A 26,732-nucleotide genomic window follows, 5' to 3' on the forward strand; every position below is an offset into this window, starting at 1 on the left:
TCTCCCACCCTGTAGCGTGACGTCGTGATCCGCCGAGCCCTCGCCCGCGCCTTCTGGGCGACCAGCCGGTGGAGGCTGCGCTCGCAGCCGTACGACACGAGCCGGCCCACCCTCCTCGTCGGAGCCCCGCACACGTCGAACTGGGACTTCGTGCTCATGCTCGCGATCGCCTGGAGCACGGGCATCCACGTGCGCTGGCTGGGCAAGCACACGCTCTTCGCCGGTCCCGCGGGACCGCTCATGCGCGCGCTGGGCGGCATCCCCGTGGACCGGCGCGACCCGAGCCGGGTGGTGAACGACGTCGTCGGCCGCCTCCGGGCGGGCGAGGTGTTCTCGCTCGTCGTCACGCCCGAGGGCACGCGCGGCGCCGGGTCGTACTGGAAGTCGGGGTTCTACCGGATCGCGCGCGAGGCGCACCTGCCGGTCACGCTCGGCTACGTGGACCGCACCACGATGACGACGGGCCTCGGCCCGACGATCGACCTCACCGGCGACGTGCGCGCCGACATGGACGTCGTGCGCGCGTTCTACGCCGACAAGTCGGGCCTCCGGCCCGCGCTGCGCACCGAGCCGCGCCTGCGCGAGGAGGACGCGCCCGCCTGACGGGCAGCCCGACGCCCGCGCTCTCGGACGCTCGTCCAGCTTCGGGCCACCGTCACGTCCGGTGCCCCGGCGCCCTACGTAGTCCCCACACTCTTCATCCGCCGGACGGATGCCCCGGGCACCTCGCGGGAGGGTTCTGGACCCTGGTCGAGCCGCACGAAGACGCCCTCCGCAGGACGTCGCGTACGGGACATCCCGTACTCCGGAGCGGCCCTGCGTAGGCGTTGGAGCCTCGTCCTCCACCTGCATACGGTCCCCTCGTCACGGTCGACGGTGCGGGCTCCGCACGACGTCGGCCCTCCCCCGACACAGGAAGCGAGTCCCCCGATGAAGCGACTCCGCGCGGCGCTCCTCGCCGCCGTCGTGGGCGCGACCGCGATCATCGCCCCGATCGCGATCGCCCCCAGCGCCTCGGCGCACGGCTGGATCACCTCTCCCCCCAGCCGGCAGGACAACTGCGCGAAGGGCACCACGTCCTTCGACTGCGGTTCCATCAAGTACGAGCCGCAGTCCGTCGAGGCCCCCAAGGGCTCGATGAAGTGCTCCGGCGGCAGCGGCTACGCGATCCTCGACGACGCGAGCAAGCCCTGGCCCCGCACGACCACGGGCCGCGACGTGACGTTCCAGTGGAACCTCACGGCGAACCACGCCACGAGCGTGTGGGAGTACTTCGTCGACGGCCAGCTCTTCGCGACGTTCGACGGCGGCGGCGTCCAGCCCCCCAAGAACATCTCGCACACCCTCAAGGGCCTGCCGCTCGGCAACCACACGATCCTCGCGCGCTGGAACGTGTCGAACACGGTCAACGCGTTCTACAACTGCGTCGATCTGACCGTCACGGCCGACGGCACCAACCCCGGCGGGGGCACCCCCGGCGGCGGCACGCCTGGTGAGGGCGGCACCCCCGGCGGCGGCACGCCGGGCACCTGCGCGGACCCCGCGTGGGCCGCGACGTCGACCTACACGGGCGGCGCGAAGGTCTCGTACGCGGGCAACGTGTACGAGGCGAAGTGGTGGACGCAGAACAACGTCCCCGGCTCCGAGGCATGGGGCCCGTGGAAGCTGATCGGCGCCTGCTGACCTGCTGAACCCCGCGACGGCGGGTGGTCTCGTCCGACGGGCGAGGCCACCCGCCGTCGTGCGTCGCCGACCCGGCGACGAGGGCGCGCCCGGCGCGCGTACGCGGAAGCACGTACGGGCTTTGCCCAATTGTCCGGCTCTCCGCCCGTTTCGTAGCGTCGAGGTGCCCGATCCGAGAAGCGGCCCGCGAGGAAGCGCGCCGCAGGACCCACGCACCACCGGATGGAGAGCGAGACATCTCATGCGAAGACTGAGAGCGGTACTCCTGGCAGCCGTCGTCGGCGCGGTCGCGATCATCGCGCCCGTGGCCGTCGCGCCCAGCGCGAGCGCGCACGGCTGGATCACGTCGCCGCCGAGCCGGCAGGACCACTGCGCGAAGGGCACGACGTCCTTCGACTGCGGCTCGATCAAGTACGAGCCCCAGTCCGTCGAGGCGCCCAAGGGCTCGATGCAGTGTTCGGGCGGCAGCGGCTTCAGCATCCTCGACGACGCGAGCAAGCCCTGGCCGCGCACGCAGACCGGCACGTCGGTCACGTTCCAGTGGAAGCTCACCGCGGCGCACAACACGAGCACGTGGGAGTACTTCGTCGACGGCGTGCTGTTCAAGACGTTCAACCAGAACGGCGCGCAGCCGCCCAGCAACATCTCCCACACCCTGACGGGCCTGCCCGAGGGCAACCACACGATCCTCGCGCGCTGGAACGTGTCGAACACGGTCAACGCGTTCTACAACTGCGTCGACCTGAAGATCGGCAGCGGCGGGACCGACCCGGGCAACCCGGGGAACCCCGGGAACCCGGGCAACCCCGGCACGTGCTCGGCCCCGGCGTGGTCGGCGAGTGCCGCGTACGTCGGCGGCGCGAACGTCTCGTACTCCGGCCGCAACTACCAGGCCAAGTGGTGGACGACGGGCGAGAACCCGTCGCAGAGCGGCCAGTGGGGCGTCTGGAAGGACCTCGGGGCCTGCTGACGCACTGATCCCGGGAGCCATCCCGACAGCCATCCCGACAGTACTGCCGACGGCCGGCGGACGCGTGCACGCACGCGACCGCCGGCCGTCGCGCGCGACGGGCGCGGTCCCGGGTCAGAGGCGCCCGGGGGTCAGCCCCGGCCCCGCAGCCGGTCGAGGTCGCGGCGCTCGCGCTTCGTGGGACGGCCTGCGCCGCGCTCGCGGACGGCGACGCGCACGGTGAGCTCGCGGGGCGGCGGGGGCGGGCTCTGGTCGTCGACCGCCTGCGCGGCGAGGGTGGCGGACACCCGCTTCACGAGCACCTTCTCGACGACGAGGATCCGCTCCACGGGACCGCCCCGCACGACGACGCGGTCCTTCACCTTCACGCTCGTCGCGGGCTTCGCGCGCTCGCCGTTGACGCGCACGTGCCCGGCCTTCACGGCGGCCGTCGCCTGCGAGCGGCTCTTGAACACGCGGACGGCCCAGAGCCAGCTGTCGACGCGCGCGCTCGTCGCCTCGGTCGTCACCACCCTCCGAGCCTACGAGACCGCGCGCGGCGCGGTACCGGCGGGGCCGTGCGGCCCGCAGACCGCCGTCGGCGTGCGAGAACCGGGCACCCGTGCCACGGTGGTGCCAGGTCATTCGGGGCAAGAGTCCTTTTGGCCGGATCTGTCCCTACGGGAAACGGAGACGTGACATGGGCATCATCGGCTGGATCCTCATCGGCCTCATCATGGGTGCCATCGCCCGCGCGATCGTGCCGGGCAAGCAGAAGGGCGGCTGGATCGTCACCCTGCTGCTGGGCATCGTGGGCGCCCTGCTCGGCGGGTTCATCGCCTCGGCGGTGTTCGGCACCGACGTCAACGAGGAGTTCTTCGACCTCGGCACGTGGGGCTTCGCGCTCATCGGCTCCATCATCGTGGTGTTCATCTGGTCCTGGTTCACCAACCGCAAGCGCGCCTGACGGCGTCGGCCGCACCGGCGGCCCGCTTCCTCGGACGGCCCGGTCCCCTCAGGGGGACCGGGCCGTCCGTGCGTTCCCGGGGCGTATTGCCGTGGACGCGCCGCCCGTGCGCCGGACACGCTGGACCCATGAGCGCCGTCGCCCCTCCCGTCCCGGACGTCTCCCTCCCGCGCGGGTACACGCTCGTCGAGGCCCCGCACCCCGCGTCGCTCGACGCGCCCGAGGCGTGGGCCTACCTCGCCGTCGCGGACGTCGGCCGCGAGCACGAGCTCGAGGTGCACGGCTACGACGACCTCGCGCTGCCACCCCGCGAGATCTTCACGGGCATGGCCCACCAGGAGTACTCGGCGAAGCGCCGGTTCGTCGTCGTGCGCTCCGCCGCGGCGGCCACGTGGCACGAGCAGGGCGTCCCGCCCGCGGTGCCGGAGGTCGTCGCGCACCTCTTCGTGACGCGCCCGGTCACGAGCAACGAGCACCTGGGCGAGTCCTACGCCGTCGTGCGTCCCGCCGAGCGCGGCCGCGGCGTGGGGGGCGCGCTGCTCGCGCTCGGCGAGCGCCTGAACCTCGACGCGGGGCGCACCGTGCTCTTCTCGGACACGAACCACGGGGAGGAGCCGCCGCCCGGTCCCGGCGCGCTCGAGGCCACGACGGGCGCGGGCCGGGTCCCCGCGGACGCCCCGGGGCCGCGCTTCCTGCTCGCCCACGGGTACGTGCTCGAGCAGGTCGAGCGGCACTCGGTGCTCGACCTCCCGGTCGCGCCCGCGGTCCTCGACACGCACCGCGACGGCTCCCGGGCCGCGGCGGGCAGCGACTACCGCCTGCACACCTGGACCGACGAGGTGCCGGCGGCCTGGGCCGACCAGGTCGCGGTCCTCTTCACGCGCATGAGCACCGACGCGCCGACCGGTGGCGTCGACTACGGCGAGGACCCGTGGGACGCGCGGCGCGTGCGGACGTGGGTGCAGCAGCAGGCCGAGAAGGACGACGCGTTCCTCGTGTGCGCCGCCGAGCACGTGCCGTCGGGCACGCTCGCGGCGTTCACCGTGCTCGTCCACCCGCGCGGGCGCGAGGACTTCGCGATCCAAGAGGACACGCTCGTGCTGCGCGAGCACCGCGGGCGCCGGCTCGGAATGCTCGTCAAGGTCGCCAACCTCGACGCGCTCGTGGCGCAGCGCCCCGGCACCCGACGCGTCCACACGTGGAACGCGCAGGAGAACGACCACATGCTCGCGATCAACGTCGCGCTCGGCTTCCGCCCCGCGGGCGTCTGGGCCGCGTGGCAGCGCAGGACGACCCCGGAGGACGGCGAGTGACCGCACCGCACGCAGGACCGACCATTCCCGCCGCCCGCGACGGGCGCGTGCGCATCGAGCCCGTCCCGGGGCACCTCGACGGGCCCGACGCCTGGGCCGTCCACGGCACGGTCCGGGTGGGCGACGCGATCGACCGCGCGATCCACGGCCACACCGACCTCGTGCTCGACGCGGCCACGGTCGCGTCCACCGTCGCCAGCGCGGGCTACCGCCGCGTGCTGCGGTGGGTCGCGGTGCTCGACGACGCCCCGCTCGGCTCGACCCCCCGGCCGGAGGACGTCGTCGGACGGTCGATGGTGGCGCTCCCGCAGCAGGGCAGCACGCACACGGCGCTCGTCTACGTAGGCGTGGACCCGGCGCACCGGCGCCGCGGCGTCGGCACCGCGCTGTGGGAGGCGGCGCTGGAGGTCGCGCGCGCGGAGGGCCGGCGGGTGATCCAGTCCGACTCGTCGTTCGCCCCGGAGCCGCCGCCCGGCCCGGGTGCGATCGAGGCGCCCACGGGCAGCGGACGCGTCCCGGCGCACGACGACGCCACGACCTTCGCGCTGCACCGCGGCTTCACGCTCGAGCAGGTGATGCGGCACTCCGTGCTCGCGCTCCCGATGCCGTCGGCCGTGCTCGACCCGCTGCGCGAAGCGGCGACGGCGCGGGCGGCCGGGTACCGCGTGCACGTGTGGACGGACGAGGTCCCCGAGGAGTGGCTCGACCAGCTCGCGGTGCTCGAGACGCGCATGAGCACCGACGCCCCGAGCGGCGGCCTCGACCTGGCGGAGGACCCGTGGGACGCGGAGCGCGTCCGGACCTTCTCCCGGGAGATCCACTCCCGCGGCCAGGGCTACGTCGTCGCCGCGGCGGAGGACACGGCGTCGGGCACGCTCGCGGCGTTCTCGATGGTCGCGTACCCCCGCGACCGGCCGGAGGTCGTGTTCCAGGAGGACACGCTCGTGCTCCGCGAGCACCGCGGGCGCAGCCTGGGCCTGCTCGTCAAGGTCGCCGTGCTCGACGAGCTGGCGCGGAGCCGGCCGTCGGCACGCCGCGTGCACACGTGGAACGCAGAGGAGAACCGGCACATGCTCGCGATCAACGTCGCGCTGGGCTTCGCGCCCGCGGGCGTCGAGGCGGAGTGGCAGCTCGTGCTCGACGCCTCCCCCGGCCCTGCGCCGGGACCGGTGCCCGCACCGGAGCCCGGCAGCGCGTCCTGACCCCGGGGGTCGCCGCGACCCGACCGCTCAGCGGATGCCGTCGAGGAAGCGGATCACCCGCTCGGTGACGAGCGCGGCGGCCTCCGGCTCGTACGACGGCAGGCTCGGGTCCGTGAAGAGGTGGCGGTCGCCGGGGTAGACGAACAGCTCGGCGTCGGGCGTGGACTCCACGAGCTCGCGCGCGGCGTCGAGGTCGCCCTCGCCCGCGAACGACGGGTCCGCGTCCATCCCGTGCACCTGGACGGGCACGGCGTCGGGCCACGCGTCGCCGAACTCGGAGACGGGCACGCACGCCTCGAGGAGCACCGCGCCCTTGGCGCCCGGCTGCGTCTGGGCGAGCATCTGGGCGGGGAGGACGCCGAGGGAGACCCCGGCGTAGACGACGCCCGCGTCGTAGCCGTCCGCGGCGGCCCGGCCGCGCTCCAGCACGGTCCCGAAGCCGAGCTCCTGCACGTGCGCCATGCCCTCGTCGAGGGTCGCGAACGTGCGCCCCTCGAAGAGGTCGGGCGTGTGCACGACGTTCCCCGCGCCGCGCAGCGTCTCCGCGAGCGTCCGCACGCCCTCCGTCAGTCCCTGCACGTGGTGGAACAGCACGACCTCCGCCATGGTCCCTCCTCCGATCGTCGCTCGTGGGCCGTGCGACGGCGTCGCCGCCCGGTGCGCGCCCGACGGCGCACGACCCCCATCGTCGCGCGCCCTGCCCACGCGCGCCCGGGGTCCAGGGACCTGCGACGGCCGTTCGTCAGGCCGCCGGACCATGGACCGCGGGACGGTCGGGGTGGGCGAGGGCCGACGTCGGTCAGTAGTTTGGTGGTCATGACCTCGCAGCCCGTGCCGCCCCCGATCGACCCCACCACCACGCCGTCCTGGACCGCGCTGACCGTGCACCGCGACACCGTGGAGCCGGACCTGCGCACCTGGTTCGCGGCCGACCCGGACCGCGCGCGCCGCCTCACGCACCAGGCGGCCGACCTCACGGTCGACCTGTCGAAGAACCTCGTCACCGACGAGACGCTCGAGCTGCTCGTGCGACTCGCCGAGGAGGTCCACCTCGACGACCGCCTCGAGGCGATGTTCACGGGCGAGCACATCAACGTCACGGAGGACCGCGCCGTCCTGCACACGGCCCTGCGCCGGCCGACCCCGCTGGGCGACGACGAGCACCTCGTCGTCGACGGTCAGGACGTCGACGCGGACGTGCACGCGGAGCTCGCCAAGGTGTACGCGTTCGCGGACCAGGTCCGCTCGGGCGAGTGGACGGGCGTCACGGGCGAGCGCGTGCGCACGGTCGTGAACATCGGCATCGGCGGCTCCGACCTCGGGCCGGTCATGGCGTACGAGGCGCTGCTCCCGTACAAGCACCAGGACATCGAGGTCCGGTTCGTCTCGAACATCGACCCGACGGACGTCGCGGAGAAGACGGCGGGCCTCGACCCGCGCACCACGCTGTTCATCGTCGCGTCCAAGACGTTCGGCACGCTCGAGACCCTGACCAACGCGCGCCTCGCGCGCGACTGGCTGTGGACGGAGCTCGCGGCGGTCGGCGCGATCGAGGACACGGACGAGGCCCGGCAGGCCGCCGTCGCGCAGCACTTCGTCGCCGTCTCGACCGCGCTCGACAAGGTCGCGGCCTTCGGGATCGACCCGGCGAACGCGTTCGGGTTCTGGGACTGGGTGGGCGGACGCTACTCCGTCGACTCCGCGATCGGCACGTCGCTCGCGATCGCGATCGGGCCGGACCGGTTCGCCGAGCTGCTCGCGGGCTTCCACGCGATCGACGAGCACGTGCGCCGCACGCCGTTCGAGCGCAACGTCCCGGTCCTCATGGGGCTGCTCAACGTCTGGTACGTGAACTTCCTCGACGCGCACACGCACGCCGTGCTCCCGTACGCGCAGTACCTGCACCGCTTCCCGGCGTACCTCCAGCAGCTCACCATGGAGTCCAACGGCAAGCGCGTGCGCTGGGACGGCTCCCCCGTGACCACGGAGACGGGCGAGATCTTCTGGGGCGAGCCGGGCACGAACGGCCAGCACGCGTTCTACCAGCTCATCCACCAGGGCACGCGCCTCATCCCGGCCGACTTCATCGCGGTCGCGAACCCCGCGCACCCCCTCGTCGACGCGGTGGGCGACGGCGGCGCGGTGCAGCCCGGCGCGGACGTGCACGGCCTGTTCCTCGCGAACTTCTTCGCCCAGACGAAGGCGCTCGCGTTCGGCAAGACGGCGGACGAGGTCCGCGCCGAGGGCACCGCGGAGCACCTCGTGAGCGCCCGCACGTTCCCGGGCAACCGCCCGACGACGTCGATCCTCGCGCCCGCGCTCACGCCGTCGGTCCTGGGCCAGCTCATCGCGCTCTACGAGCACATCACGTTCGTGCAGGGCGTCGTGTGGGGCATCGACAGCTTCGACCAGTGGGGCGTCGAGCTCGGCAAGAAGCTCGCGCTCGAGATCGCGCCGGCCGTCGCGGGCGACGAGGACGCCCTCGCCGCGCAGGACCCGAGCACCGCGGCCCTCATCGACCGCTACCTCGACCTGCGCGGCTAGCCTGCGCCCCGCCCGAGCTCGGGGACGACCGTGCTCGGGCGGCTCGCGGGAGCCGTCGCGGCCCCACGGGATCGTGCCCGCGCACCCGCCCGCCCGCGTCCGCGGCCTGTGTCGTCCGCCTCACGCCGCAGACGTGTCGCGAGGTCGCGGCGCCGTGCGCACGACCGCCCCTCCACAGCCGCGCTGCGAGCGCCCCCGCGCTGCGTACACTGGCGGGCGCGCGACCGCCGCGAGCCCGTTCGGCGTCGCTCTCACCGTGGAAGGAACCCCGATGGCCGACGCCGCCACCCCCGAGACTCTTGCTCAGACCCTGATCGAGCACGCCGACGCCGTGCGCAGCGCGTGGCTGGAGGCCGCGGCGCACGAGCTCCACGGCCGCACCTCGCGGGGCGAGCTCGAGCGGGAGCAGGGCGAGATCCTCGACGCGCTCCTCGACGGCCTGCGCGCCGGCGGCGTCTCGCTCGCCGAGCCGGCGTTCGACCAGCTCCGGGGCATCCTCGCGGACGTGTCGTCCGCACGTGCCCGCCTCGGCTTCACGCCCCGCGAGACCGCGATCGGCGTGTTCGCGCTCAAGGAGGGCCTGTACCGGCTCGACTCCGCGACCGGCGCCGACACGGACGTGACCCCGCTGCTGCGCCTCGTCGACCAGCTCGGGCTCTTCACGTTCGAGACGTTCGCAGCCGCGCGCGAGGGGATCATCGCGGAGCAGGCCGAGCAGCTGCTCGAGCTCTCGACCCCCGTGGTCAAGCTCTGGGAGGGCATCGTCGCGGTGCCGCTCGTGGGGACGCTCGACTCCGCGCGCACCCAGGTCGTCATGGAGAAGCTGCTCAACACGCTCGTCGACACGGGCAGCGAGCACGCGATCATCGACATCACGGGCGTGCCCGCGGTGGACACCCAGGTCGCGCAGCACCTGCTCAAGACGGTCGTCGCGGCGCGTCTCATGGGGGCCGAGTGCACGATCAGCGGCATCCGCCCGCAGATCGCACAGACGATCGTCGCGCTCGGTATCGAGTTCGGCGACATCCGCACGCGCGCGACCCTCGCCGACGCCCTCGTCGACGCGCTGCGCGCGAGCCGGGACACCCGCCGGACCGGGCTCCCCGCATGACCGACGGCGTCCCCATCCTCAAGATCGGCTCGACGCTCCTCGTCTCGATCCAGATCGACCTCCAGGACGACACGGCGCTGCAGCTCCAGGAGGACCTCGCGCAGCGGATCACCGACACCGGTGCGCGCGGCGTGATCATCGACATCTCCGGGCTGGAGATCGTCGACTCGTTCATCGGCCGCATGCTCGCGTCGGTCGCCGGCATCTCGCACGTGCTCGACGCGACGACGGTCGTCGTGGGCATGCGCCCGGCCGTCGCCATCACGATGGTGGAGCTCGGGCTGTCGCTCGGCGACGTCCGCACCGCGCTGGACGTCGAGCGCGGCCTCGCGCTCCTCGCCCCCGAGGAGCGGTCCGCCGAGGACGTGCTCCTGGCCGCCGCCGAGCGCGAGGAGAGATGACCACCACCACCCCGCCGCCGTCGTCGACCGCGGAGCGCGTGCCCGTGCGCACCGACTCCGACGTCGTCAAGGTGCGCCAGCTCGTCCGGTCGCTCGCGCAGCAGGCGCGCCTCTCGCTCGTGGACCAGACGAAGCTCGTGACGGCGGCGAGCGAGCTCGCGCGCAACACCCTCGTGTACGGGGGCGGCGGCGAGGCCGAGGTACAGCTCGTGACGGAGGGAGCGCGGACGGGCGTCCGCGCCGTCTTCTCGGACGAGGGGCCGGGCATCCCCGACCTCGACCTCGCGCTCACCGACGGCTGGACCAGCGGCGGCGGGCTCGGGCTGGGGCTCTCGGGGTCGCGGCGCCTCGTGCAGCACTTCGCGATCGACACCGCGGCGGGCGTGGGCACGCGCGTCGAGATCGCGACCTGGTCGCGATGACCGCGGAGGACACCGACCGTCCCGACGTGCGCCGCACGCTCGTCGAGGACGGCACCTGGTACACCGTGGACCACCCGTCCGCGGTCGGCAGCGTGCGCCGCGGCGCGAGCGTCGCCGCGCGCAACCTCGGCCTCGACGACGAGCGCGCGGCCGAGGTGGGCCTCGTCGTCTCCGAGCTCGCGACCAACCAGTGCCGCCACGCCGGTGGCGGCTCGGTGCTCGTCCGCGTCCGGCGCACCGGCGACGAGGCCGCGCTCGACGTGCTCGCCGTCGACTCCGGCCCGGGCATGCGGGACATCACCGCGGCGATGCGCGACGGGGTCTCGAGCCGGGGCACGCTCGGCATCGGCCTCGGCACCCTGCCCCGTCTCGCGTCGGCGTGGGACGCGTGGACGTCGCCCGGGCAGGGGACGGTCATCGCGGCGACGTTCGTCGCGCACGGCGCGACCACCGACCTCGCGGCCCCCACGGGCGTGACCCGCCCCATGACCGGGCAGGACGTGTGCGGCGACGCCCTCGCGGTGCGCCACGACGACGGCGTGCCGAGTCTCCTCGTCGCCGACGGGCTCGGCCACGGACCGCTCGCCGCGGCGGCCTCCGCGGCCGCGGTGCGGGCCTTCCTCGACGCGCCTCCCGGCAGCCCGGTCGCGCTCCTCGAGCGCGTGCACGGCGCCCTCGGCGGCACCCGGGGCGCGGCCGTCTCGGTCGTCCGGGCGTCGGACGGCGTGCTGCGCTGCGCCGGGCTCGGCAACATCGCCGGGACGGTCCACGGCACGCGGTCGCGCGGTCTCGTGAGCCACCCCGGCATCGCCGGGACGCGCGGCCGGCCGCTGCGCGAGACGACGTACCCCGTCGAGCCGGGCGACGTCGTCGTGCTGCACAGCGACGGACTGACGGCCCGGTGGTCGCTCGCCGACTATGCGGGCCTCGCCGTCCGGTCCCCTCTCGTCGTCGCGGGCGTCCTGCTCCGCGACCACGCCGTGCGCCGCGACGACTCCTGCGTGGCGGTGCTGCCGATCCCCCGGGAGGCCGCGTGAGCACCACCCTCCTCATCACCCAGCTCCGCTCGGACTCCGACGTGCTCGCGCTGCGCCGGGCCGGGCGCGAGATCTGCCGGCTGCTGGGCCTCGACACGCAGGACCAGGTGCGCGTCGCGACGGCGCTGTCCGAGATCGGGCGGTCCGCGGTCGGCTCCGGCACGGCCGACGTCGTCGTGGGCGTCCTGCCCGGGCTCCCGCAGGCCACGCTGCGCGCCGAGATCGTGGCGGGGACGCCGTTCCTCGTCGAGGGCGACTCGAGCGACGGCGGCGTCCCGGCCGCCCGACGGCTCGTCCCCGGCCTGCAGGTCGACCCGACGGGCACGCGCGTGCTGCTCACCAAGGCCCTGCCCGCGACCGCGCGCACGGACGAGGCGACCCTCGCGGGCGTGCGCCGGTCCACCGCCGCCGCGCACGTCGCCGACGCGAGCGACGAGGTGCGCGTGCAGAACGCCGAGCTCGTGCGGACGCTCGACGAGCTGACGCACCAGCAGGACGAGCTGCGGCGCTTCAACGAGGAGCTGGAGGAGACGAACCGCGGGGTCCTCGCGATGTACGACCAGCTCTCGGCGGAGCTCGAGGAGACCAACACCGGCGTCGTCGCGCTGTACGCCGAGCTCGACGAGCGCGGGCGCGAGCTCGCCGCCGCCAACGAGGCGAAGACCCGCTTCCTGCGGAACGTCAGCCACGAGCTGCGCTCGCCCGTGAACTCGATCATCGGCCTCACCTCGCTCCTCGCGGACTCCCACCTCGACGCCGACCAGACGCAGCAGGTCGGGTTCCTGCGCGAGAGCGCGACGACGCTGCTCACGCTCGTCGACGAGCTGCTCGACCTCGCGCGCGCCGAGGCCGGCCACGACGACGTCGAGCCCACGCCCGTCGACCTCGGGGCGCTGCTCGACGAGCTGCGCGGCACCACCCTGCCGCTGGTGCGGTCCGGCGTGTCGCTGCGGGTCGCGGCCGAGCCCGGCCTCACGCTCGTCACCGACCGCCGGCTGCTGTCCCGCGTGCTGCGCAACCTGCTGACGAACGCGGTGAAGTTCACGGACGAGGGCGAGGTCGTGCTGCGGGCCGCGGCCGACGGCGACGTCGTGCGGTTCGACGTGCGCGACACGGGTCTGGGGATCCCCGCCGACCAGCTCGACGCCGTGTTCGAGGAGTTCGTCCAGGTGCCGAACCGCCTGCAGCCGACCGTCCGCGGCACGGGCCTCGGCCTGCCGTACGCGCGGCGCACGTCGGAGGCGCTGGGCGGCACGCTCGTCGCGACGTCGCGCCCGGGCGCCGGGAGCGTCTTCACGCTGCGCCTCCCGTCGCTCACGGCGGCTCCCGAGGACGCCCCCGCCGCGCGACCGGAGCCCGAGGAGGCCCCCGTGCGCGACGCCCCGCTCGGGCACGTCCTCGTCGTCGACGACGACCGCGCCTACGCGTCGGTCGTCGCCTCGATGCTCCGCGACGCCGCCGCGCGCGTCAGCGTCGCGCACGACGCCACGCACGCGCTCGCGCTGCTGCACGACGGCCCGGCCGACGTCGCGCTCCTCGACGTGTGCCTGCCCGGCACGGACGGCCTCGCGCTGCGGTCGCGGATCCGCGACGTGCACCCGGGCACCGCGGCCGTGCTCATGTCGAGCGCCCCGCCACCGCCCGGCATCGGCGACGTGCCGTTCCTCGCGAAGTCCGAGATCGACCGCGACCGCCTGGTGGCGGCCCTGGGGCGCGAGGTGCGGAGCCGATGAACGCCGACCGCACCGTGCTCGTCGTCGACGACACGCCCGCGCACCGGTACGTCATGGCGAGCTGGCTGCGGCGGGCCGGGTTCGGCGTCGTCGAGGCCGGGACCGGCCGCGACGCGCTCGAGCACGCCACGACCCCGGTCGACGCCGTCGTGCTCGACGTGAACCTGCCGGACCTCTCGGGCCGCGAGGTGTGCCGGATCCTCAAGAGCGACCCCGCGACCGCGCACCTCCCCGTGCTGCACGTCTCCGCGACCGACGTCGACGCCGCCGCGCGGACGGCCGGGCTGGAGGGCGGCGCGGACGCCTACCTGCCCGAGCCGCTCGACCGGGACGAGTTCCTCGCGACGATCAGCGCGCTGTGCCGGCGCGTCGACGCGCAGCGCGGGGCCGGGCGCACCGCCCGCCGTCTGGAGGCGCTCACCGACGCGCTCGTGCCCCTGCACGAGGCGCGCTCGCCGGAGGCCGTCGCCGACCACGCGGCCCGGGGCGCGTGCGCGGTCCTCGGTCGCGCCGTCATCTCCATGGTCGTCGCCGAGGCCGGGGTCGTGCTGCGCTCCGTCTGCGTCGCGGAGGGCGCCGCGCTCGTGCGCGGGCGCGGCCCGACGGCGGTCCTCCCGCCGACCGGGGCGTCGACCGCCGTGTTCGGCCCGGACGAGGTCCCCCTGCCGTGGCAGCCGCTCCTCGCCGAGGCGGGCGTCGGGCCGTCGGCCTGGTTCACGCTCTGGCTCGTCGACGCGTCCGGAGCGCTCGTCGGCGGCCTCGGCATCGAGATCGGCGACGAGCCGCTGTCCGAGGAGGAGCAGGAGGCCGCCGCGCGCTTCACGGAGGCCGCGACGGTCGCGCTGTCGAACCTGCGCACGTTCACCGAGGAGCACCGGATCGCCCTCGCGCTCCAGCGCGCGCTCCTGCCGTCGGGGCTGCGGGTGAGCGGCGGCGTCGAGGTCGTCGCGCGCTACGAGGCGTCGGACGCGCGGCTCGACGTCGGCGGCGACTTCTACGACGCGTTCGACCTCCCGGACGGGCGCGTGGCCGTCGTCATCGGCGACGTCCAGGGCCACTCCCTGCGCGCGGCGACCGTGATGGCGGAGGTGCGGGTCACGCTGCGCGCCTACCTGCGCGAGGGGCACGACGCCGCGTCGGCGCTGGACCTGCTCAACGCGGCGCTGCGCGAGGACCACCCCGAGTTCGCGACCGTGTGCGTGTGCGTGCTCGACCCCCGCACGGGCGCCCTCGAGCTCACGGACGCCGGCCACCTGCCCGCGTTCCTCGTGCGCACCGACGGCACGGTCGACCGGGCCAAGGCGGGCTCGCGCCTGCTCGGCGTGCCGAGCCCGCAGGCCCGCCCCGCCCACCACGACGTGCTCGCCCCCGGCGACCTCCTCGTGCTCGTGACCGACGGTCTCGTCGAGCGCCGCGGGGCGTCGCTCGTGGACGCGCTGGACCGGCTGGCCCGGGTCGCGGCGCAGCACGCCGGCGCGAGCCCGACCGTCCTGTGCGAGCGCGTCGTCGCGGCGTTCGACGACCCGGGCCGCGAGGACGACGTCGCGGTGGTCGCCGTCGCGCGTCAGGCGTCTCCGGACGGCACCTTGTCCTTGACGTCGTCGTAGCCGACGTCCCCGGGGATCTCGCCCGGGGCGTAGACGAGCCGCACGACGCCCGTGGGGAACGTCTCCGAGCGCAGGAGCGTCAGGGGGTAGAAGGGCTCGCCCTCGTCGAACAGCCGCTCGCCCGTGCGGGCCGCGACGGGGTGGACGAGCAGCCGCAGCTCGTCGAGCAGCCCCGCGGCGAGGAGCTGGCGCACCACCGAGATCGACCCGGCGACGAGCACCTTGCCGAGGCCCGGCTCCTCCTTGAGCGCGCGGACCGCGTCGACGAGGTCGCCGTCGACCCGCTCGACGTGCCGCCAGCCGAGGTCCTGGTCGCCGCGCGTCGCCACGATCTTCCGCAGGTTCCCGAGCCGCGCGGCGAACTCCGCGTCCTCGCCCCCGGCGGTCTCCCGCTCGGGCCACGCGCCGGCGAAGCTGTCGTACGTGACGCGCCCGAGGAGGAGCGCGTCGACGTCCCGGTAGTCCTCGTCCACCGCCGCGGCCATGTGGTCGTCGAAGTAGGGGAAGTGCCACGCCGGGTCGATCTCGGCGACGCCGTCGAGCGAGAGGAACAGGGTGGACACGATCGTCGCGGTCATGGGTGGGCCTTCCGGTCGGGCTGGTGGACGAGGGGGCAGACCGTCATGGCCGAACGAACTCATCGTCGCGCGCCGAGCACGCCCCACGCGACCGCTCAACACGGGGTCAGCGACCAGATCCGGCCGATCCCGGTCGCCGACCCCGTGCTCGACGGGGGTGGGGGCGGGGAGAGGGTGTGGGTGGGGGGCGAGGTTCAGCGGCGGAGGGCCAGCGTCAGGGTCGCGCCCACCGTCAGGTGCTCGACGACGAGCAGGGCCACCGCGCCGGGCGTCACCGCTCCGAGCGGGCCGAGCAGGGAGACGAGCAGCACGACGCCGCACGTCACGAGCCAGGCCCGCCGCCCGCCCGAGCGCAGGCGGCCGAGCAGCGCACGCACGCCCCACCCGACGTACCCGACGACGAGCGTCACGACGACCGCCGCCACGACGCCGACCGTCTGCGTCCCGCTCGTGGTGCGCACCACGGGGTCGACGCCGAGCGCCGTCCCGGCCAGCAGCACGACGGCGGCGAGCACCGCCGCGGCGGGCGGGACGAGCCAGCGCGGGACGCGCCGCCCCGCCCCGACCCCCGGGACGCGGCGACGTGCACGAACCTCGACCTCGGGCTGGTGGACCTGTGCCGCAGGGCCGGGCCCGCCGTCGGGCGCCGACGAGCGGGGACGGTGCGGGACGCGCGGGGTGCCGTCCGAGGTGCCGTCCGAGGTGCTCCGCGTCGTGGACATGACGTTCCTCCTTCGTCGCGCGGCGCGGTGCCGCGGCTCGCGCGGCCGGGGCCGCGGCCGGCGGGTGCCGACGCCCCCACGCTCGCGGCCGGAGGCGCCGTCCCGCACCGGCCGGAGGGCGGCGGGCGGACCGACCGGCGTCGGCTCCCGGCCCTCCTGCCGGACGGCGACCCCCGACCTTGGTCGGTGGTCCGCCGTCCGGGGGCCGCCTAGCGTCCGGAGCATGACCACCACCGACTGCCCTCCCCTCGCCGGGCGCCCCGTCCTCGCGACGGCCGCGGCGCGCCGCGACGGCACGCGCCCCCTCGTGCCGGGGTGGGTGGTCGCGCTCGCCTGGCTCGCCGTCGCGGTGCTCACGGCGCTCGCGACCGCCGGGATCGTCGCGCAGGACGACGCCGGCGCGGCACCGTGGCTCGACGTCGCCGTCGCGGTCCTCGCCCTGGCGGCGCTCCCCCTGCTGTGGTCGCGGACCCCGCGCGACGCCCCGGTGACCGGCGCGCTGGTTCTCGCCTCGCTCGCGGCGTGCTCGGGCGCCGCGACGCCCGCCTCGACCGTCGCGACCCTGCAGGTCGCCCGCTGGTACCCGCTGCGCACCGCGCTCCCGGTCGCGGTCGCCGGGTTCCTCGGCCACGCCGTGCAGGCGCTGTGGCGACCGCAGGCGCTGCCGCTCGGCTGGTGGCTCCTGTGCGACCTCGCCGTGCACGCCGCCCTGCTCGGCTGGGGCCTGTACGCGCAGGCGCGCGCCCAGCTGCTCTGGTCGCTGCGGGACCGTGCGCGCCGCGCCGAGCACGAGCAGGAGCGCCGCGTCGCCGAGGCGCGCGTCGCGGAGCGCACCCGGATCGCGCGCGAGATGCACGACACCCTCGCGCACCGGCTCTCGCTCCTCGCCGCCACGGCGGGCGCGCTCGAGTACCGGCCGGACGCCGACCCGGAGCGGCTCGCCCGCGCCGCAGGCCTGGTGCGCGCCGGGGTGAGCTCCGCGCTCGACGACCTGCGCGACGTCGTGCGGGTGCTGCGCACGGAACCCGGGCCCGGCGGGACCGACGCGCTGTCGCCGCAGCCGACGCTCGACGACGTCGAGCGGCTCGTCGTGGAGGCGCGCGACGCGGGCGGCGTGGTGACCTACGAGCGGACCGGGTCGGCCGACGTCCCGCCGACGGTCGCGGTCGCGGCGTTCCGCGTCGCGCAGGAAGGGCTGACGAACGCCCGGCGGCACGCGCCGGGCGGCCCGGTGACCCTCCGCGTCGTCGCCCGGGCGGGCGAGGTCCGGGTCACGGTGTCCGACGGCCGCCCGCGCCACGTCCCCGTCGGCGCGGGCGGTGCGGGGGCGGGGGGCGCCGCGGGCGGTGCCGACGCAGCGAGCGGCTCGGGCGCCGGCTCCGGCACCGGCCTGGTCGGCCTGCGCGAGCGCGTCGACCTGCTCGGCGGGACCTTCGACGCGGGGGCGCACGGCGCGGGGTTCGTGCTCGACGTGCGGCTACCGTGGGACGCGTGACGGAGCAGGGTGGGCGCGGGGACGCCCCGCGCGGGAGCGGCCACCACGACACCGGGGCGGTCCCCCGGGACACCGCGCGCACCCGCCTGGTGATCGTCGACGACGACGCGCTGGTCCGCGCCGGGCTCCGCCTCATGCTCGACGGCGCGCACGGCATCGAGGTCGTCGGCGAGGCCGCCGACGGCGCGGAGGTGGCGACCGTGCTCGACGCGCACCCGACCGACGTCGTGCTCATGGACCTGCGGATGCCGCGCGTCGACGGGATCGAGGCCACGCGGCGCGTGCGGTCACGGCCGGACGCGCCCGCCGTCGTCGTGCTCACGACGTTCGACACGGACGAGGAGGTCGTCGGCGCCCTGCACGCCGGTGCGTCCGGCTACCTGCTCAAGGACATGCCGCCGGAGCGGATCGTCGCCGCCGTGCGCGCTGCCGCGACGGGCGAGCCCGTGCTGTCGCCGGAGATCGCGCGGCGTCTCATGACGTCGGTCGCCGACGCGGGCGGCCAGCGCGAGCGGGCCCGGGCCGCGCTCGACGCGCTCACCGGGCGCGAGCGCGACGTCGCGGTCGAGCTCGGCCGCGGCGCGACGAACGCGGACATCGCCGCGCGCCTGTTCCTCAGCGTCCCGACGGTCAAGGCCCACGTGTCGAACGTGCTGCTCAAGCTCGGGCTGGAGAACCGGACGCAGGTCGCGCTGCTCGTCCACGCCGCGGGCCTCGACTGACCGTCAGTCGCCGGGCCACTCCCCCGTCCAGCGCTCGAACGCGCGCGCCCCGCCGCGGTCGATGAGCGCCTTCACCACCGCGTAGATCGCCCCCTGCAGGAGCGCCGCGAGCACGATCTCCTTGAGCGGGTACTCCGACTGCAGGGGTGTCGGGGCGTCCTTGCGATGGCCGGGCGAGACCCGCTTGTAGATCTGCTTGAACACCTGCCCGGCGACGAGCCCGCCCACGACGGAGCTGACGATGCCGACGGGGCGGTACAGGATCTTCGCGGACTTGCTGCCGTTCTTCTCCGGGGGGTGGTCACCGGTCGTCACGTCGTCCATCCCCCGACGCTAGGTCGGCTGCGGCGCTCTCGCTCGTCGCACGGCCCGGGCGGCCCGCCGGGGGCGCCAGGCCGGACGTCAGGCCGGGACGTCAGGCCGGCACGACGGCGCACCCCGCCGGGTCGACGACGACCCGCACCCGGTCGCCCGGCTCCGCGACCGACGGGGCGCCCGCGAGCGCCACGAGCCGGGCGGGCGCACCGCCGTCGGCGCGGGGCAGGTCGACGTCGACGGTCACCTCGACCGCGCCGCGGCGGAAGACGCTCCCGACGACCGTCGCGTCCCACGCGTCGTCCGACGCCGGCACGCCCTCGGTCGTGAGGCGCAGGCCGCGCGGGCCGACCGCGAGCAGGTTCGCGGGCCCGTGCGGGACGAACGCCTGGTAGCCGAGGAACTCCGCGACGCGGCGCGACGCGGGCGCGCGCCAGAGGTCCTCGGGCGGCGCGACCTGGAGGAGCCGGCCCGCGTCCATGACGGCGACGCGGTCGGCGACGGTGAACGCCTCGTCGTGGTCGTGGGTGACGAAGACGGCGGTCGTGCCGGTGGCGCGCAGGGCCTCGCGCAGGTCGAGCGCGAGGCGCTCGCGCAGCCCCCGGTCGAGCGCGGAGAGCGGCTCGTCGAGCAGGAGCAGCCGGGGGCGCGGCGCGAGCGACCGCGCGAGCGCGACGCGCTGGCGCTCGCCCCCGCTGAGCGTCGCGACCGCGCGCCGCTCGTACCCGGCGAGCCCGACGACGTCGAGCAGCTCCGTCACGCGCGCGTCCCGCGCGGCGCGCGGCAGCCCCGCGATGCCGTACGCGACGTTGCCCGCGACGTCGCGGTGCGGGAAGAGCTGGCCCTCCTGGAACATGAGCCCGTACCCGCGGCGGTGCACGGGGACGCCCGTGAGGTCGCGGCCGTCCCACGCCACGGAGCCCGCCGCGACCGGCTCGAGCCCGGCGACGGCGCGCAGCAGGCTCGACTTGCCGCACCCGCTCGGCCCGAGCAGGGCGAGCACCTCGCCGGGCGCGACGTCGAGCGTGACGCCCGCGACCGCCGTCGTGCCGGGGTCCGTGCGCGCTCCCCCGGCGCCGCGGCCGCCGTACCGCACGACGACGTCGCGCACCGCGAGCCCGGCGGCCTCCCCCGGGCCGGGGCGCGACGGCTCCGGCGCGCCCGTGCGCGCGGGGGCGGGGTCGGTCTGCACCATCAGAACTCTCCTCCGGGTCGGTCGCCGCGCAACCGCTCGGCGAGCAGCATCACGGTCGCGGTGAGCAGCGCGAGCACGACGCTCGCCGCGAGCGCCATGCCGTAGTTCTCGGCACCCGGGCGGCCGATGAGCCGGAAGATCACGACCGGCAGGGTCGCGCTGTCCGGGCGGGCGAGGAACGACGTCGCGCCGAACTCCCCGAGCGAGACGGCGAACGCGAACCCGACCGCCAGCCCGAGCGACCGGGCGGCGATCGGGCCGTCGACCGTGCGGAAGACGCGCCCGGGCGCGGCGCCGAGGGTCGCGGCGGCCTCGCGCAGGCGCGGGTCGATGGCGCGCAGCGTCGGCAGGACCGTGCGCACGACGAGCGGCGTCGCGACGACCGCCTGCGCGATCGGCACGAGGAGCCCCGACGTGCGGAGGTCGACGTCGAGGCCGAGCGGCCGGTCGAGCGTGACGAGGAACCCGAACCCGACCGTCACGGCGGAGACCCCGAGCGGGAGCATGAACACCGAGTCGAGCACCGCGATCGCGCGCCGACCCGCGCGCGAGCGCGGGCGCCGGGACACGACGAGCGCCACGAGTCCGCCGACCACGACGGCGAGCACGGTCGCGAGCGCGGCGGTGCGCAGCGAGTTGCCCGCCGCCTCCCACACGGTGACGGACAGGGCGTTGCGCCCGCCCGTGGTGCCGAGGTTCGCGTAGTTGTCGAGGCCCCAGCCGCCGCCCGGGACACGGAACGAGCGCACCACGAGGGTGCCGAGCGGGAGCCCGACGAGCACGACGACCACGGCCGCGGTGAGCGCCGCGGGCGCCAGGTCGCCCGTCGGGCGGCCGTCGCGCCACAGGCGCAGGGGGTGCGCGGACGACGCCGAGGACGACAGGTTCAGGGCCCGCTCGCGCCGGGCCCGCGTGCGGTTCGCGACCGTGAGCGCCGCCGCGACGACCACGAGCTGCACGACCGACAGCACCGCCGCGGTGCGCAGGTCGAGGAACTGGGTCGTCTGGATCCAGATCTCCGTCTCGATGGTCCCGTAGCGGATGCCGCCGAGCACGAGCACGACGCCGAACGCCGTCGCGCAGAAGAGGAAGACGATCGACGCGGCGCTCGTGATCGCGGGCGTCAGCGCCGGGAGCGTCACGGTGCGGAACGCGCGCCACGGCGTCGCGCCGAGGGCGCGCGCGGCCTGCTCGGCGCGCGGGTCGAGGTGCTCCCAGAGCCCGCCGACCGTGCGCACCACCACGGAGTAGTTGAAGAACACGAGCGCGACGACGATCGCCGCGAACGTCTCGTCGAGCTGCAGGAACCCCAGCGGGCCGCCCTGCACGAGCAGCGACCGGAACGCGACGCCGACGACGACGGTCGGCAGCACGAACGGGACCGTGACGAGCGCGCGCACGACCCGCCGCCCGGGGAACCGGCACCGGTACAGCACGTACGCGCCGGGCACGCCGAGCAGCAGCGACAGCGCCGTGCCGAGCACGGCCTGCCAGAGCGTGAGGCCGACGATCCGCCACGTGCGGGGCTCGGAGAAGACCTCCGCGAACCCCGAGAGGTCGAGGCCGCCGTCGTCCCCGACGAACCCGCGCGCCACGAGCGTGACGACCGGCCACGCGAAGAACACCCCGAGGAACGCGAGCGGCACGGCCGCCGCCAGACCCCACAGCACCCCGCGCCCGACGCCGCCCCGCCGGACCTCCCGACCCCTCACCACGGCTCTCCCCCGCGAGGTAGAGCCGTGGTCGCTCGTGGACCGGGGGTCAGTCGACGACCGTCGCCGTCCATGCCTTGATCCACTCGTCGCGGTGCGCCGAGACGTCCGCGGGCGCGACCTCGAAGGGCTCGTCGGCGAGCGGCGCGAGCTCGGCCCAGCCGTCGGGCAGCGCGACGGAGTCGTCGGCCGGGTACATGTACATCTGGTCCGCGACGTCGGCCTGGAACGTCTCGCTCACGAGGAAGTCGAGGAGCTGCTGCGCGCCCTCGGGGTTCTTCGCGTTCGCGAGCACGCCCGCGTACTCGACCTGGCGGAAGCACGTGTCGAGCAGGGCGCCCGTGGTCGACGCGGAGCCGTCCTCGGTGAGCGTGAACGCGGGCGACGTCGAGTACGACAGCACGAGCGGGCGCGGGCCCGCGCCCTCCGAGCCGGAGAAGTCCACGTAGTACGCGTCCGACCAGCCGTCGACGACCTTCACGCCGTTGGCGCGCAGGTCCGCCCAGTAGTCCTCCCAGCCGTCCTCGCCGAACGCCCCGACGGTCGCGAGGAGGAACGCGAGGCCCGGCGACGACGTCGCGGGGTTGGTCACGACGAGGAGGTCCCGGTACTCGGGCTTCGCCAGGTCCTCGAGCGTCACGGGCTCGGGGATCCCCGCGTCGGCGAACCACGTGTGGTCCACGTTGACGCACACGTCCCCGAGGTCGACGGCGGTGAGCTCGCCGCCGTCGCCGACCGCGTACGACGCCGCGGACTCCGAGACGTCCGCGGGCGTGTACGGCTCGAGGACGCCCTCGTCGATGGCGCGCGACGCGAAGGTGTTGTCGATCCCGAACACGACGTCGCCGAGCGGCGAGTCCTTCGTGAGGATCAGCTGGTTGACCAGCGCACCGCCGTCTCCGGGCGCGACCTGCTCGACCGTGAGCCCGCTCTCCTCCTCGAACGCGGCGAGCACGTCGTCGCTCACCGCGAAGGAGTCGTGGGTCACCAGAGTCACGGTGCCCCCGCTGCCCGACGACGCGTCGTCGCCCCCGGCGCCGTCGCCCCCCGAGCAGGCCGCGAGGGCGAGGAGCGCGAGCGTCGCGCCCACGCCGGTCGCGAGGGCCCGGCCGCGGCGGGCGACGGTGGTCGTGTGCTGCATGTGTCCTCCCTGGACGTTCAGGAGGGGTCCACCGGCCCGACGAGCCGCGCGCCGGGTGGGCGCGACGGACCGCGCGAGCAGGTGATCGAGATTCCCGACTTCCTCCACCGGTGCTAACCGGATCAGGTTCGAGGGTCTGCGGTGGTCCGCACTCTCAGCTCCTCCAGGAGCTCCCCTGTCGTTCACCGCGAGCCTACACCGGCCCCTCACCCCGAGAGTCCCCTGAGAGGACCCTGAGCACGGGCGACCGCGGACCAGGGGCGGCTCGGGGCTCGTCCCCGATGCCGCGGGCGTGCGCGTCGCGGGAGGGTCGGTACGGCCGCCGGGAGCCCGGCGGCCACCAGGACACGACGCGGCGCGGTGAGCCACGACGCGCCGGCAGGGGCACGACGAGAGGACGGACGAGGACGTGACGACGACAGGTGCGGCACAGCGGAGCACCCCGCGCGAGGGCGCGCCCGCTGAGGGCGCTGAGGACGGTGCGCGACCCGCGATCGCGACCGCGCGCGGGCTGGTGAAGACGTACGGGCGCGGCGAGGCCGCGGTCCGGGCGCTCGACGGCGTGGACGTGGACGTCGAGAAGGGTCGGCTGACCGCGATCATGGGCCCGTCCGGGTCCGGGAAGTCCACGCTCCTGCACTGCCTCGCAGGGCTCGACTCCCCCACGGCGGGGACCGTCGTCGTCGACGGAGAGACCGTCTCCGCGATGAGCGAGCGCCGGCTGACGCGCCTGCGGCGCACGCGCCTGGGGTTCGTCTTCCAGTCGTTCAACCTCGTGCCGACGCTCACGGCGGAGGAGAACATCGTGCTGCCGCTCGCGATCGCCCGCCGTCCCGTCGACCGGGAGTGGTTCGACCGCGTGGTCGACGCCGTGGGCCTGCGCCCCCGCCTGGGGCACCGGCCCGCCGAGCTGTCGGGCGGGCAGCAGCAGCGCGTCGCGTGCGCGCGGGCGCTCGTGTCGCGTCCCGCGATCGTGCTGGCGGACGAGCCGACGGGGAACCTCGACTCGCGCGCCGCCGCGGAGGTCCTGGGCTTCCTGCGCGCGTCCGTGGACGACCTCGGCCAGTCCGTCGCGATGGTCACGCACGACCCGACCGCCGCGTCGTACGCCCACCGGGTGCTCTTCCTCGCGGACGGCCGCCTCGTGACCGAGCTCCACGACCCCACGCCGCAGGCGGTCCTCGACACGCTGGGCTCCCTCACGCCCGCCGCGTCGGCCCCGGCGCACGCCACCCCGGCACCGACGACGGCGGCCGCCCGATGATGGGCCGGATCGCGCTGCGCGGCGTGCGCGCCCACGGCGCGCAGCTCGTGCTCTCGGTCCTCGCGGTGACGATCGGCGTCGCGTTCGTGACCGGCACGTTCGCGCTGCGCGCGATGCTCGCGACCACGTTCGACGGCATCGTCGCCTCGTCGGTCCAGGCGGACGCGTACGTGCGCGGCGCGGTGTCGGCCGGGGACGCGCTGATGTCGGCGACGGCCCAGGTCGGCGGTGCGCGCAGCCTCGTCCCGGCGGACCTGGCGCGCGACCTCGGCGCGCGCGACGACGTCGCGCTCGCGCTCCCGGAGGTGAGCGGTCCCGCGGTGCTCGTGGGTGCAGACGGGACCGCGGTCCTCGGCAGCCAGGCGCCGAGCATCGGCGTCGCCTACGACCCCCGCGACCCCGGCCCGCAGGTGGTCGACGGCCGCGCACCCCGCGACGGCAGCGAGGTCGCGCTCGAGTCGGCGACGCTCGCGGCGTCGGGCCTCGCGGTGGGCGGCACGACCGACGTCGTGCTCGGCGACGCCGTGCGGCCCGTGCGCGTGGTCGGCGAGGTCTCGCTGTCCGCGCCGATGGCGGGCGCGACGATCGTCCTGCTCGACGCCGGGACCGCCGCCGCGACGTACGCGCCCGACGGCCTCGTCCCGTCGGTCGCGCTGTACGCGGCCGACGACGTCTCCCCCGAGGCGCTGCGCGACGCCGTCGCGACCGCGCTCCCCGCGGGCGCCGAGGCGCTGACGGGCGCCGAGCTGCGGGCCGAGACGAGCGACGCGATCGCCGACCAGCTCGGGTTCGTCTCGACGTTCCTGCTGGTGTTCGCCGCGCTCGCGCTGTTCGTCGGCACGTTCATCATCACCACCACGTTCTCGATGCACGTCCGACGCCGCACGCGCGAGCTCGCGCTCCTGCGCGCCGTGGGCGCGTCGCCGGGGCAGGTGTTCGGCTCCGTGGTCGGGCAGGCGGCGGTCGTCGGGGCCGTGGGCGCGCTGCTCGGCGTCGGGGCGGGGTTCGGCCTCGCGGAGCTCGCCCGGACCGGCCTGGGCGCGGTCGGCATGGAGCTGTCCGGCACGCTGCCCGTCACGACCGCGGGGGTCGTCGTCCCGCTCGTGGTCGGCATCGTGGTCTCGGTGCTCGCCGCGGCCCTGCCCGCGCGGCACGCCGCGCTCGTGCGCCCGGTGGAGGCGATGCGCGCCGACGTCGTCCGGCCCACCGGGACGGGGCGGGCCCGTGCCGTCGCCGGTACCCTCGCGCTGCTCGCGGGCGTGGGGCTCGTCGTCGCGGCGGCCGTGGCCGGCAGCGGGGGCGCGCCCCTCCTCGGTCTCGGCGCGGCCGGCGTCGTCGCGGGCGTGCTCCTCCTCGCGCCGCTCGCGGTCGGCCCGGTGCTGACCGTCCTCGCCGCGCCGTTCGTCGCGCTGGTCCGCCCGCTCGGCGGTCTCGCGCGCGGCAACGTCACGCGCCAGCCGCGGCGGACCGCGGCGACCGCGGGCGCGCTCGTCGTCGGGATGGCGCTCGTCTCGACGACGTCCGTCCTCGCGCTGTCCACCCGCGTCTCCGTGCAGGACATCGTCGACCAGGAGACCGCGGCCGACCTCGTCGTCCGCTCGGCGATGCCGTACCTGCCCGACGGGGTCGCGGGCGACGTCCGCGCCGTGCCCGGCGTCGCGGCGGTCGACGTCACGACGTACGGGCAGGTCGTCGTCGACGGGGAGCCGCAGCTCGTCGTCGGCTTCCCCGCCGAGGGCTTCGGCCGCTCCGTGCGCACGACCGCGACCGAGGGCGACCTCGCCGCGTACGCGCGGGGCGAGGCCGCGGTCATGGCGGACGCGCTCGACGAGCACGGCTGGGCGCTGGGCGACGTCCTGACGCTCGCCGACCCGGCACGGCCCGACCTCCCGGCCCGGGAGGTGCGCATCGGCGCGGTGGTCGACTCGCACGCGTTCTCCGTCGACCTGCTCCTGCCGCCCGACGTGGCGGCCTCCGTCGGCGCGACGACGACGGAGATGCTCTTCCTCGACACCGAGCCCGGCGCGGACCTCCCGGCCGTGCGGGCCGCGGTGACCGACGCCGTCGCGCCGTACGTCGTCGCGTCCGTGCTCGACGCCGACGAGTTCGCCGGGGAGGTCGCAGGACAGGTCGAGTCGGTCCTCGCGATCGTCTACGCGCTGCTCGGGCTCTCCGTGCTCGTCGCCGTGCTCGGCATCGTCAACACGCTCGCCCTGTCCGTCGCGGAGCGGACGCGCGAGATCGGGCTGCTGCGCGCCGTCGGGCTCGGGCGGGCCCAGCTCGCGACGACGATCGTCATCGAGTCCGTGCTCGTCGCCGTGTTCGGCACGGCGGTCGGGCTCGTGGTCGGGACCGGGCTCGCCGCCGCGCTCCCGTCGGTGCTCGCGGACGAGGGCTTCACGACCCTCGCCGTGCCGTGGGCCCAGCTCGGCGCGATGCTCGTGCTCGCGGGCGTCGTGGGCGTCGTCGCCGCGGTGTGGCCCGCGGTGCGCGCCGCACGCCTCCCCGTCCTGGACGCGGTGAGCCACGGCTGAGCCGGGCGAGCGCGCCGGGCGAGCGCGCCGGGCGGCGCGTGGGCGGCGACTTCGCACTACGGTGGTCGTGCGAGCACGCCCGGCG

Annotated in this window: 25 protein-coding genes and 1 riboswitch; of the genes, 17 read left to right on the plus strand and 8 right to left on the minus strand. The window is 75.6% G+C overall.

The genetic code is table 11. The features are described 5' to 3' along the window. Nucleotides 1–24: 24 nt before the first annotated feature. The 3 genes from ABIE39_RS06835 (at nucleotide 25) to ABIE39_RS06845 (ending at nucleotide 2,653) form a co-directional block, all read left to right on the plus strand. On the plus strand, nucleotides 25–603 hold the full coding sequence (locus tag ABIE39_RS06835; protein WP_175009315.1) for a 1-acyl-sn-glycerol-3-phosphate acyltransferase: 579 nt from the start codon (nucleotides 25–27) through the stop codon (nucleotides 601–603). A 327-nt stretch (nucleotides 604–930) separates the two neighbouring features. Continuing rightward, nucleotides 931–1,683, plus strand: a complete 753-nt coding sequence (locus tag ABIE39_RS06840; RefSeq protein WP_128957721.1) for a lytic polysaccharide monooxygenase — start codon at nucleotides 931–933, stop codon at nucleotides 1,681–1,683. Nucleotides 1,684–1,924: 241 nt separating this feature from the next. Next, nucleotides 1,925–2,653, plus strand: coding sequence for a lytic polysaccharide monooxygenase (locus ABIE39_RS06845; protein ID WP_354051018.1), 729 nt, complete (start codon nucleotides 1,925–1,927; stop codon nucleotides 2,651–2,653). A 131-nt stretch (nucleotides 2,654–2,784) separates the two neighbouring features. On the opposite strand, the gene ABIE39_RS06850 is transcribed toward ABIE39_RS06845, so the two are convergent. Beyond that, nucleotides 2,785–3,162, minus strand: coding sequence for a S4 domain-containing protein (locus tag ABIE39_RS06850; protein ID WP_175009368.1), 378 nt, complete (start codon nucleotides 3,160–3,162; stop codon nucleotides 2,785–2,787). 170 nt (nucleotides 3,163–3,332) lie between these two features. Here ABIE39_RS06850 and ABIE39_RS06855 point away from each other — a divergent pair, with 170 nt between their 5' ends. The 3 genes from ABIE39_RS06855 (at nucleotide 3,333) to ABIE39_RS06865 (ending at nucleotide 6,114) form a co-directional block, all read left to right on the plus strand. Beyond that, nucleotides 3,333–3,599: a GlsB/YeaQ/YmgE family stress response membrane protein gene (locus ABIE39_RS06855; protein ID WP_009865881.1), complete on the plus strand. Its 267-nt coding sequence runs from the start codon at nucleotides 3,333–3,335 to the stop codon at nucleotides 3,597–3,599. Between the two features lie 128 nt (nucleotides 3,600–3,727). Then, nucleotides 3,728–4,912 carry a GNAT family N-acetyltransferase gene (locus ABIE39_RS06860; RefSeq protein WP_354051021.1) on the plus strand — a complete coding sequence of 395 codons (1,185 nt, stop codon included), beginning with the start codon at nucleotides 3,728–3,730 and terminating at the stop codon, nucleotides 4,910–4,912. After that, complete coding sequence (locus tag ABIE39_RS06865; RefSeq protein WP_354051023.1) at nucleotides 4,909–6,114, plus strand: GNAT family N-acetyltransferase; 1,206 nt, start codon at nucleotides 4,909–4,911, stop codon at nucleotides 6,112–6,114. The genes ABIE39_RS06860 and ABIE39_RS06865 overlap by 4 nt, the downstream gene beginning before the upstream one ends. Nucleotides 6,115–6,141: 27 nt before the next feature. Here ABIE39_RS06865 and ABIE39_RS06870 read toward each other — a convergent pair whose 3' ends face one another. Further along, nucleotides 6,142–6,720: a dienelactone hydrolase family protein gene (locus tag ABIE39_RS06870; protein ID WP_074803313.1), complete on the minus strand. Its 579-nt coding sequence runs from the start codon at nucleotides 6,718–6,720 to the stop codon at nucleotides 6,142–6,144. 210 nt (nucleotides 6,721–6,930) lie between these two features. Between ABIE39_RS06870 and pgi the strand changes: the two genes are divergently transcribed. The 7 genes from pgi to ABIE39_RS06905 all read left to right on the plus strand — a co-directional run bounded on the left by pgi (nucleotide 6,931) and on the right by ABIE39_RS06905 (nucleotide 14,969). Further along, the gene (pgi, locus tag ABIE39_RS06875; RefSeq protein WP_175009319.1) at nucleotides 6,931–8,658 is read left to right on the plus strand and encodes a glucose-6-phosphate isomerase; all 1,728 of its coding nucleotides are present in this window, start codon (nucleotides 6,931–6,933) and stop codon (nucleotides 8,656–8,658) included. A 271-nt stretch (nucleotides 8,659–8,929) separates the two neighbouring features. Continuing rightward, nucleotides 8,930–9,769, plus strand: a complete 840-nt coding sequence (locus ABIE39_RS06880; RefSeq protein WP_175009320.1) for an STAS domain-containing protein — start codon at nucleotides 8,930–8,932, stop codon at nucleotides 9,767–9,769. Further along, entirely contained in the window at nucleotides 9,766–10,170 is a 405-nt protein-coding gene (locus tag ABIE39_RS06885; RefSeq protein WP_021483159.1) for an STAS domain-containing protein, read from the plus strand. The genes ABIE39_RS06880 and ABIE39_RS06885 overlap by 4 nt, the downstream gene beginning before the upstream one ends. Next, nucleotides 10,167–10,592 carry an ATP-binding protein gene (locus tag ABIE39_RS06890; protein ID WP_175009321.1) on the plus strand — a complete coding sequence of 142 codons (426 nt, stop codon included), beginning with the start codon at nucleotides 10,167–10,169 and terminating at the stop codon, nucleotides 10,590–10,592. The genes ABIE39_RS06885 and ABIE39_RS06890 overlap by 4 nt, the downstream gene beginning before the upstream one ends. Then, nucleotides 10,589–11,629, plus strand: a complete 1,041-nt coding sequence (locus ABIE39_RS06895) for an ATP-binding protein (RefSeq protein WP_175009322.1) — start codon at nucleotides 10,589–10,591, stop codon at nucleotides 11,627–11,629. The genes ABIE39_RS06890 and ABIE39_RS06895 overlap by 4 nt, the downstream gene beginning before the upstream one ends. Beyond that, complete coding sequence (locus ABIE39_RS06900) at nucleotides 11,626–13,362, plus strand: ATP-binding protein (protein ID WP_354051026.1); 1,737 nt, start codon at nucleotides 11,626–11,628, stop codon at nucleotides 13,360–13,362. The genes ABIE39_RS06895 and ABIE39_RS06900 overlap by 4 nt, the downstream gene beginning before the upstream one ends. After that, nucleotides 13,359–14,969 carry a SpoIIE family protein phosphatase gene (locus ABIE39_RS06905; RefSeq protein WP_354051027.1) on the plus strand — a complete coding sequence of 537 codons (1,611 nt, stop codon included), beginning with the start codon at nucleotides 13,359–13,361 and terminating at the stop codon, nucleotides 14,967–14,969. The genes ABIE39_RS06900 and ABIE39_RS06905 overlap by 4 nt, the downstream gene beginning before the upstream one ends. Here ABIE39_RS06905 and ABIE39_RS06910 read toward each other — a convergent pair. Both ABIE39_RS06910 and ABIE39_RS06915 read right to left on the minus strand, forming a co-directional pair. Next, on the minus strand, nucleotides 14,927–15,547 hold the full coding sequence (locus tag ABIE39_RS06910) for a dihydrofolate reductase family protein (RefSeq protein ID WP_354051029.1): 621 nt from the start codon (nucleotides 15,545–15,547) through the stop codon (nucleotides 14,927–14,929). The genes ABIE39_RS06905 and ABIE39_RS06910 overlap by 43 nt on opposite strands. A 194-nt stretch (nucleotides 15,548–15,741) precedes the next feature. Beyond that, nucleotides 15,742–16,269, minus strand: a complete 528-nt coding sequence (locus ABIE39_RS06915; protein WP_354051031.1) for a DUF6069 family protein — start codon at nucleotides 16,267–16,269, stop codon at nucleotides 15,742–15,744. Between the two features lie 223 nt (nucleotides 16,270–16,492). Between ABIE39_RS06915 and ABIE39_RS06920 the strand changes: the two genes are divergently transcribed. Both ABIE39_RS06920 and ABIE39_RS06925 read left to right on the plus strand, forming a co-directional pair. Beyond that, nucleotides 16,493–17,764 carry a sensor histidine kinase gene (locus ABIE39_RS06920; protein WP_354051033.1) on the plus strand — a complete coding sequence of 424 codons (1,272 nt, stop codon included), beginning with the start codon at nucleotides 16,493–16,495 and terminating at the stop codon, nucleotides 17,762–17,764. An 89-nt stretch (nucleotides 17,765–17,853) separates the two neighbouring features. After that, nucleotides 17,854–18,486 (plus strand): response regulator, encoded by a 633-nt coding sequence (locus ABIE39_RS06925; protein ID WP_209829085.1) that lies wholly within the window; start codon nucleotides 17,854–17,856, stop codon nucleotides 18,484–18,486. Nucleotides 18,487–18,489: 3 nt separating this feature from the next. On the opposite strand, the gene ABIE39_RS06930 is transcribed toward ABIE39_RS06925, so the two are convergent. The 4 genes from ABIE39_RS06930 to ABIE39_RS06945 form a co-directional block, all read right to left on the minus strand. After that, nucleotides 18,490–18,810 (minus strand): DUF4235 domain-containing protein, encoded by a 321-nt coding sequence (locus ABIE39_RS06930; protein ID WP_034654055.1) that lies wholly within the window; start codon nucleotides 18,808–18,810, stop codon nucleotides 18,490–18,492. Nucleotides 18,811–18,901: 91 nt separating this feature from the next. Further along, nucleotides 18,902–19,996, minus strand: coding sequence for an ATP-binding cassette domain-containing protein (locus tag ABIE39_RS06935; protein ID WP_175009328.1), 1,095 nt, complete (start codon nucleotides 19,994–19,996; stop codon nucleotides 18,902–18,904). After that, on the minus strand, nucleotides 19,996–21,708 hold the full coding sequence (locus ABIE39_RS06940) for an ABC transporter permease (RefSeq protein WP_354051035.1): 1,713 nt from the start codon (nucleotides 21,706–21,708) through the stop codon (nucleotides 19,996–19,998). The genes ABIE39_RS06935 and ABIE39_RS06940 overlap by 1 nt, the downstream gene beginning before the upstream one ends. Before the next feature lie 49 nt (nucleotides 21,709–21,757). Continuing rightward, on the minus strand, nucleotides 21,758–22,849 hold the full coding sequence (locus ABIE39_RS06945) for a thiamine ABC transporter substrate-binding protein (RefSeq protein ID WP_354051036.1): 1,092 nt from the start codon (nucleotides 22,847–22,849) through the stop codon (nucleotides 21,758–21,760). A gap of 82 nt (nucleotides 22,850–22,931) precedes the next feature. Continuing rightward, nucleotides 22,932–23,036: riboswitch (TPP riboswitch) on the minus strand. A gap of 306 nt (nucleotides 23,037–23,342) precedes the next feature. Here ABIE39_RS06945 and ABIE39_RS06950 point away from each other — a divergent pair. Both ABIE39_RS06950 and ABIE39_RS06955 read left to right on the plus strand, forming a co-directional pair. Continuing rightward, nucleotides 23,343–24,113: an ABC transporter ATP-binding protein gene (locus ABIE39_RS06950; RefSeq protein ID WP_354051239.1), complete on the plus strand. Its 771-nt coding sequence runs from the start codon at nucleotides 23,343–23,345 to the stop codon at nucleotides 24,111–24,113. Continuing rightward, complete coding sequence (locus tag ABIE39_RS06955; RefSeq protein ID WP_354051038.1) at nucleotides 24,110–26,647, plus strand: ABC transporter permease; 2,538 nt, start codon at nucleotides 24,110–24,112, stop codon at nucleotides 26,645–26,647. Before ABIE39_RS06950 ends, ABIE39_RS06955 begins: the two co-directional genes overlap by 4 nt. The last annotated feature ends 85 nt before the right edge of the window (nucleotides 26,648–26,732 follow it).

The organism is Cellulosimicrobium sp. 4261 (assembly GCF_040546915.1).
Classification (GTDB): Bacteria; Actinomycetota; Actinomycetes; order Actinomycetales; family Cellulomonadaceae; genus Cellulosimicrobium; species Cellulosimicrobium cinnabarinum.

What these genes read in the sequence shown, in the direction of transcription:
- ABIE39_RS06920 (WP_354051033.1), top strand. Translation starts at nt 16,493, where the DNA reads ATGACCACCACCGACTGCCCTCCCCTCGCCGGGCGCCCCGTCCTCGCG.
- ABIE39_RS06840 (WP_128957721.1), top strand. Translation starts at nt 931, where the DNA reads ATGAAGCGACTCCGCGCGGCGCTCCTCGCCGCCGTCGTGGGCGCGACC.
- ABIE39_RS06915 (WP_354051031.1), bottom strand. Translation starts at nt 16,269, where the DNA reads ATGTCCACGACGCGGAGCACCTCGGACGGCACCTCGGACGGCACCCCG.
- ABIE39_RS06935 (WP_175009328.1), bottom strand. Translation starts at nt 19,996, where the DNA reads ATGGTGCAGACCGACCCCGCCCCCGCGCGCACGGGCGCGCCGGAGCCG.
- ABIE39_RS06855 (WP_009865881.1), top strand. Translation starts at nt 3,333, where the DNA reads ATGGGCATCATCGGCTGGATCCTCATCGGCCTCATCATGGGTGCCATC.
- ABIE39_RS06880 (WP_175009320.1), top strand. Translation starts at nt 8,930, where the DNA reads ATGGCCGACGCCGCCACCCCCGAGACTCTTGCTCAGACCCTGATCGAG.
- ABIE39_RS06845 (WP_354051018.1), top strand. Translation starts at nt 1,925, where the DNA reads ATGCGAAGACTGAGAGCGGTACTCCTGGCAGCCGTCGTCGGCGCGGTC.
- ABIE39_RS06945 (WP_354051036.1), bottom strand. Translation starts at nt 22,849, where the DNA reads ATGCAGCACACGACCACCGTCGCCCGCCGCGGCCGGGCCCTCGCGACC.
- ABIE39_RS06870 (WP_074803313.1), bottom strand. Translation starts at nt 6,720, where the DNA reads ATGGCGGAGGTCGTGCTGTTCCACCACGTGCAGGGACTGACGGAGGGC.
- ABIE39_RS06955 (WP_354051038.1), top strand. Translation starts at nt 24,110, where the DNA reads ATGATGGGCCGGATCGCGCTGCGCGGCGTGCGCGCCCACGGCGCGCAG.
- ABIE39_RS06860 (WP_354051021.1), top strand. Translation starts at nt 3,728, where the DNA reads ATGAGCGCCGTCGCCCCTCCCGTCCCGGACGTCTCCCTCCCGCGCGGG.
- ABIE39_RS06890 (WP_175009321.1), top strand. Translation starts at nt 10,167, where the DNA reads ATGACCACCACCACCCCGCCGCCGTCGTCGACCGCGGAGCGCGTGCCC.
- pgi (WP_175009319.1), top strand. Translation starts at nt 6,931, where the DNA reads ATGACCTCGCAGCCCGTGCCGCCCCCGATCGACCCCACCACCACGCCG.
- ABIE39_RS06885 (WP_021483159.1), top strand. Translation starts at nt 9,766, where the DNA reads ATGACCGACGGCGTCCCCATCCTCAAGATCGGCTCGACGCTCCTCGTC.
- ABIE39_RS06930 (WP_034654055.1), bottom strand. Translation starts at nt 18,810, where the DNA reads ATGGACGACGTGACGACCGGTGACCACCCCCCGGAGAAGAACGGCAGC.
- ABIE39_RS06905 (WP_354051027.1), top strand. Translation starts at nt 13,359, where the DNA reads ATGAACGCCGACCGCACCGTGCTCGTCGTCGACGACACGCCCGCGCAC.
- ABIE39_RS06910 (WP_354051029.1), bottom strand. Translation starts at nt 15,547, where the DNA reads ATGACCGCGACGATCGTGTCCACCCTGTTCCTCTCGCTCGACGGCGTC.
- ABIE39_RS06895 (WP_175009322.1), top strand. Translation starts at nt 10,589, where the DNA reads ATGACCGCGGAGGACACCGACCGTCCCGACGTGCGCCGCACGCTCGTC.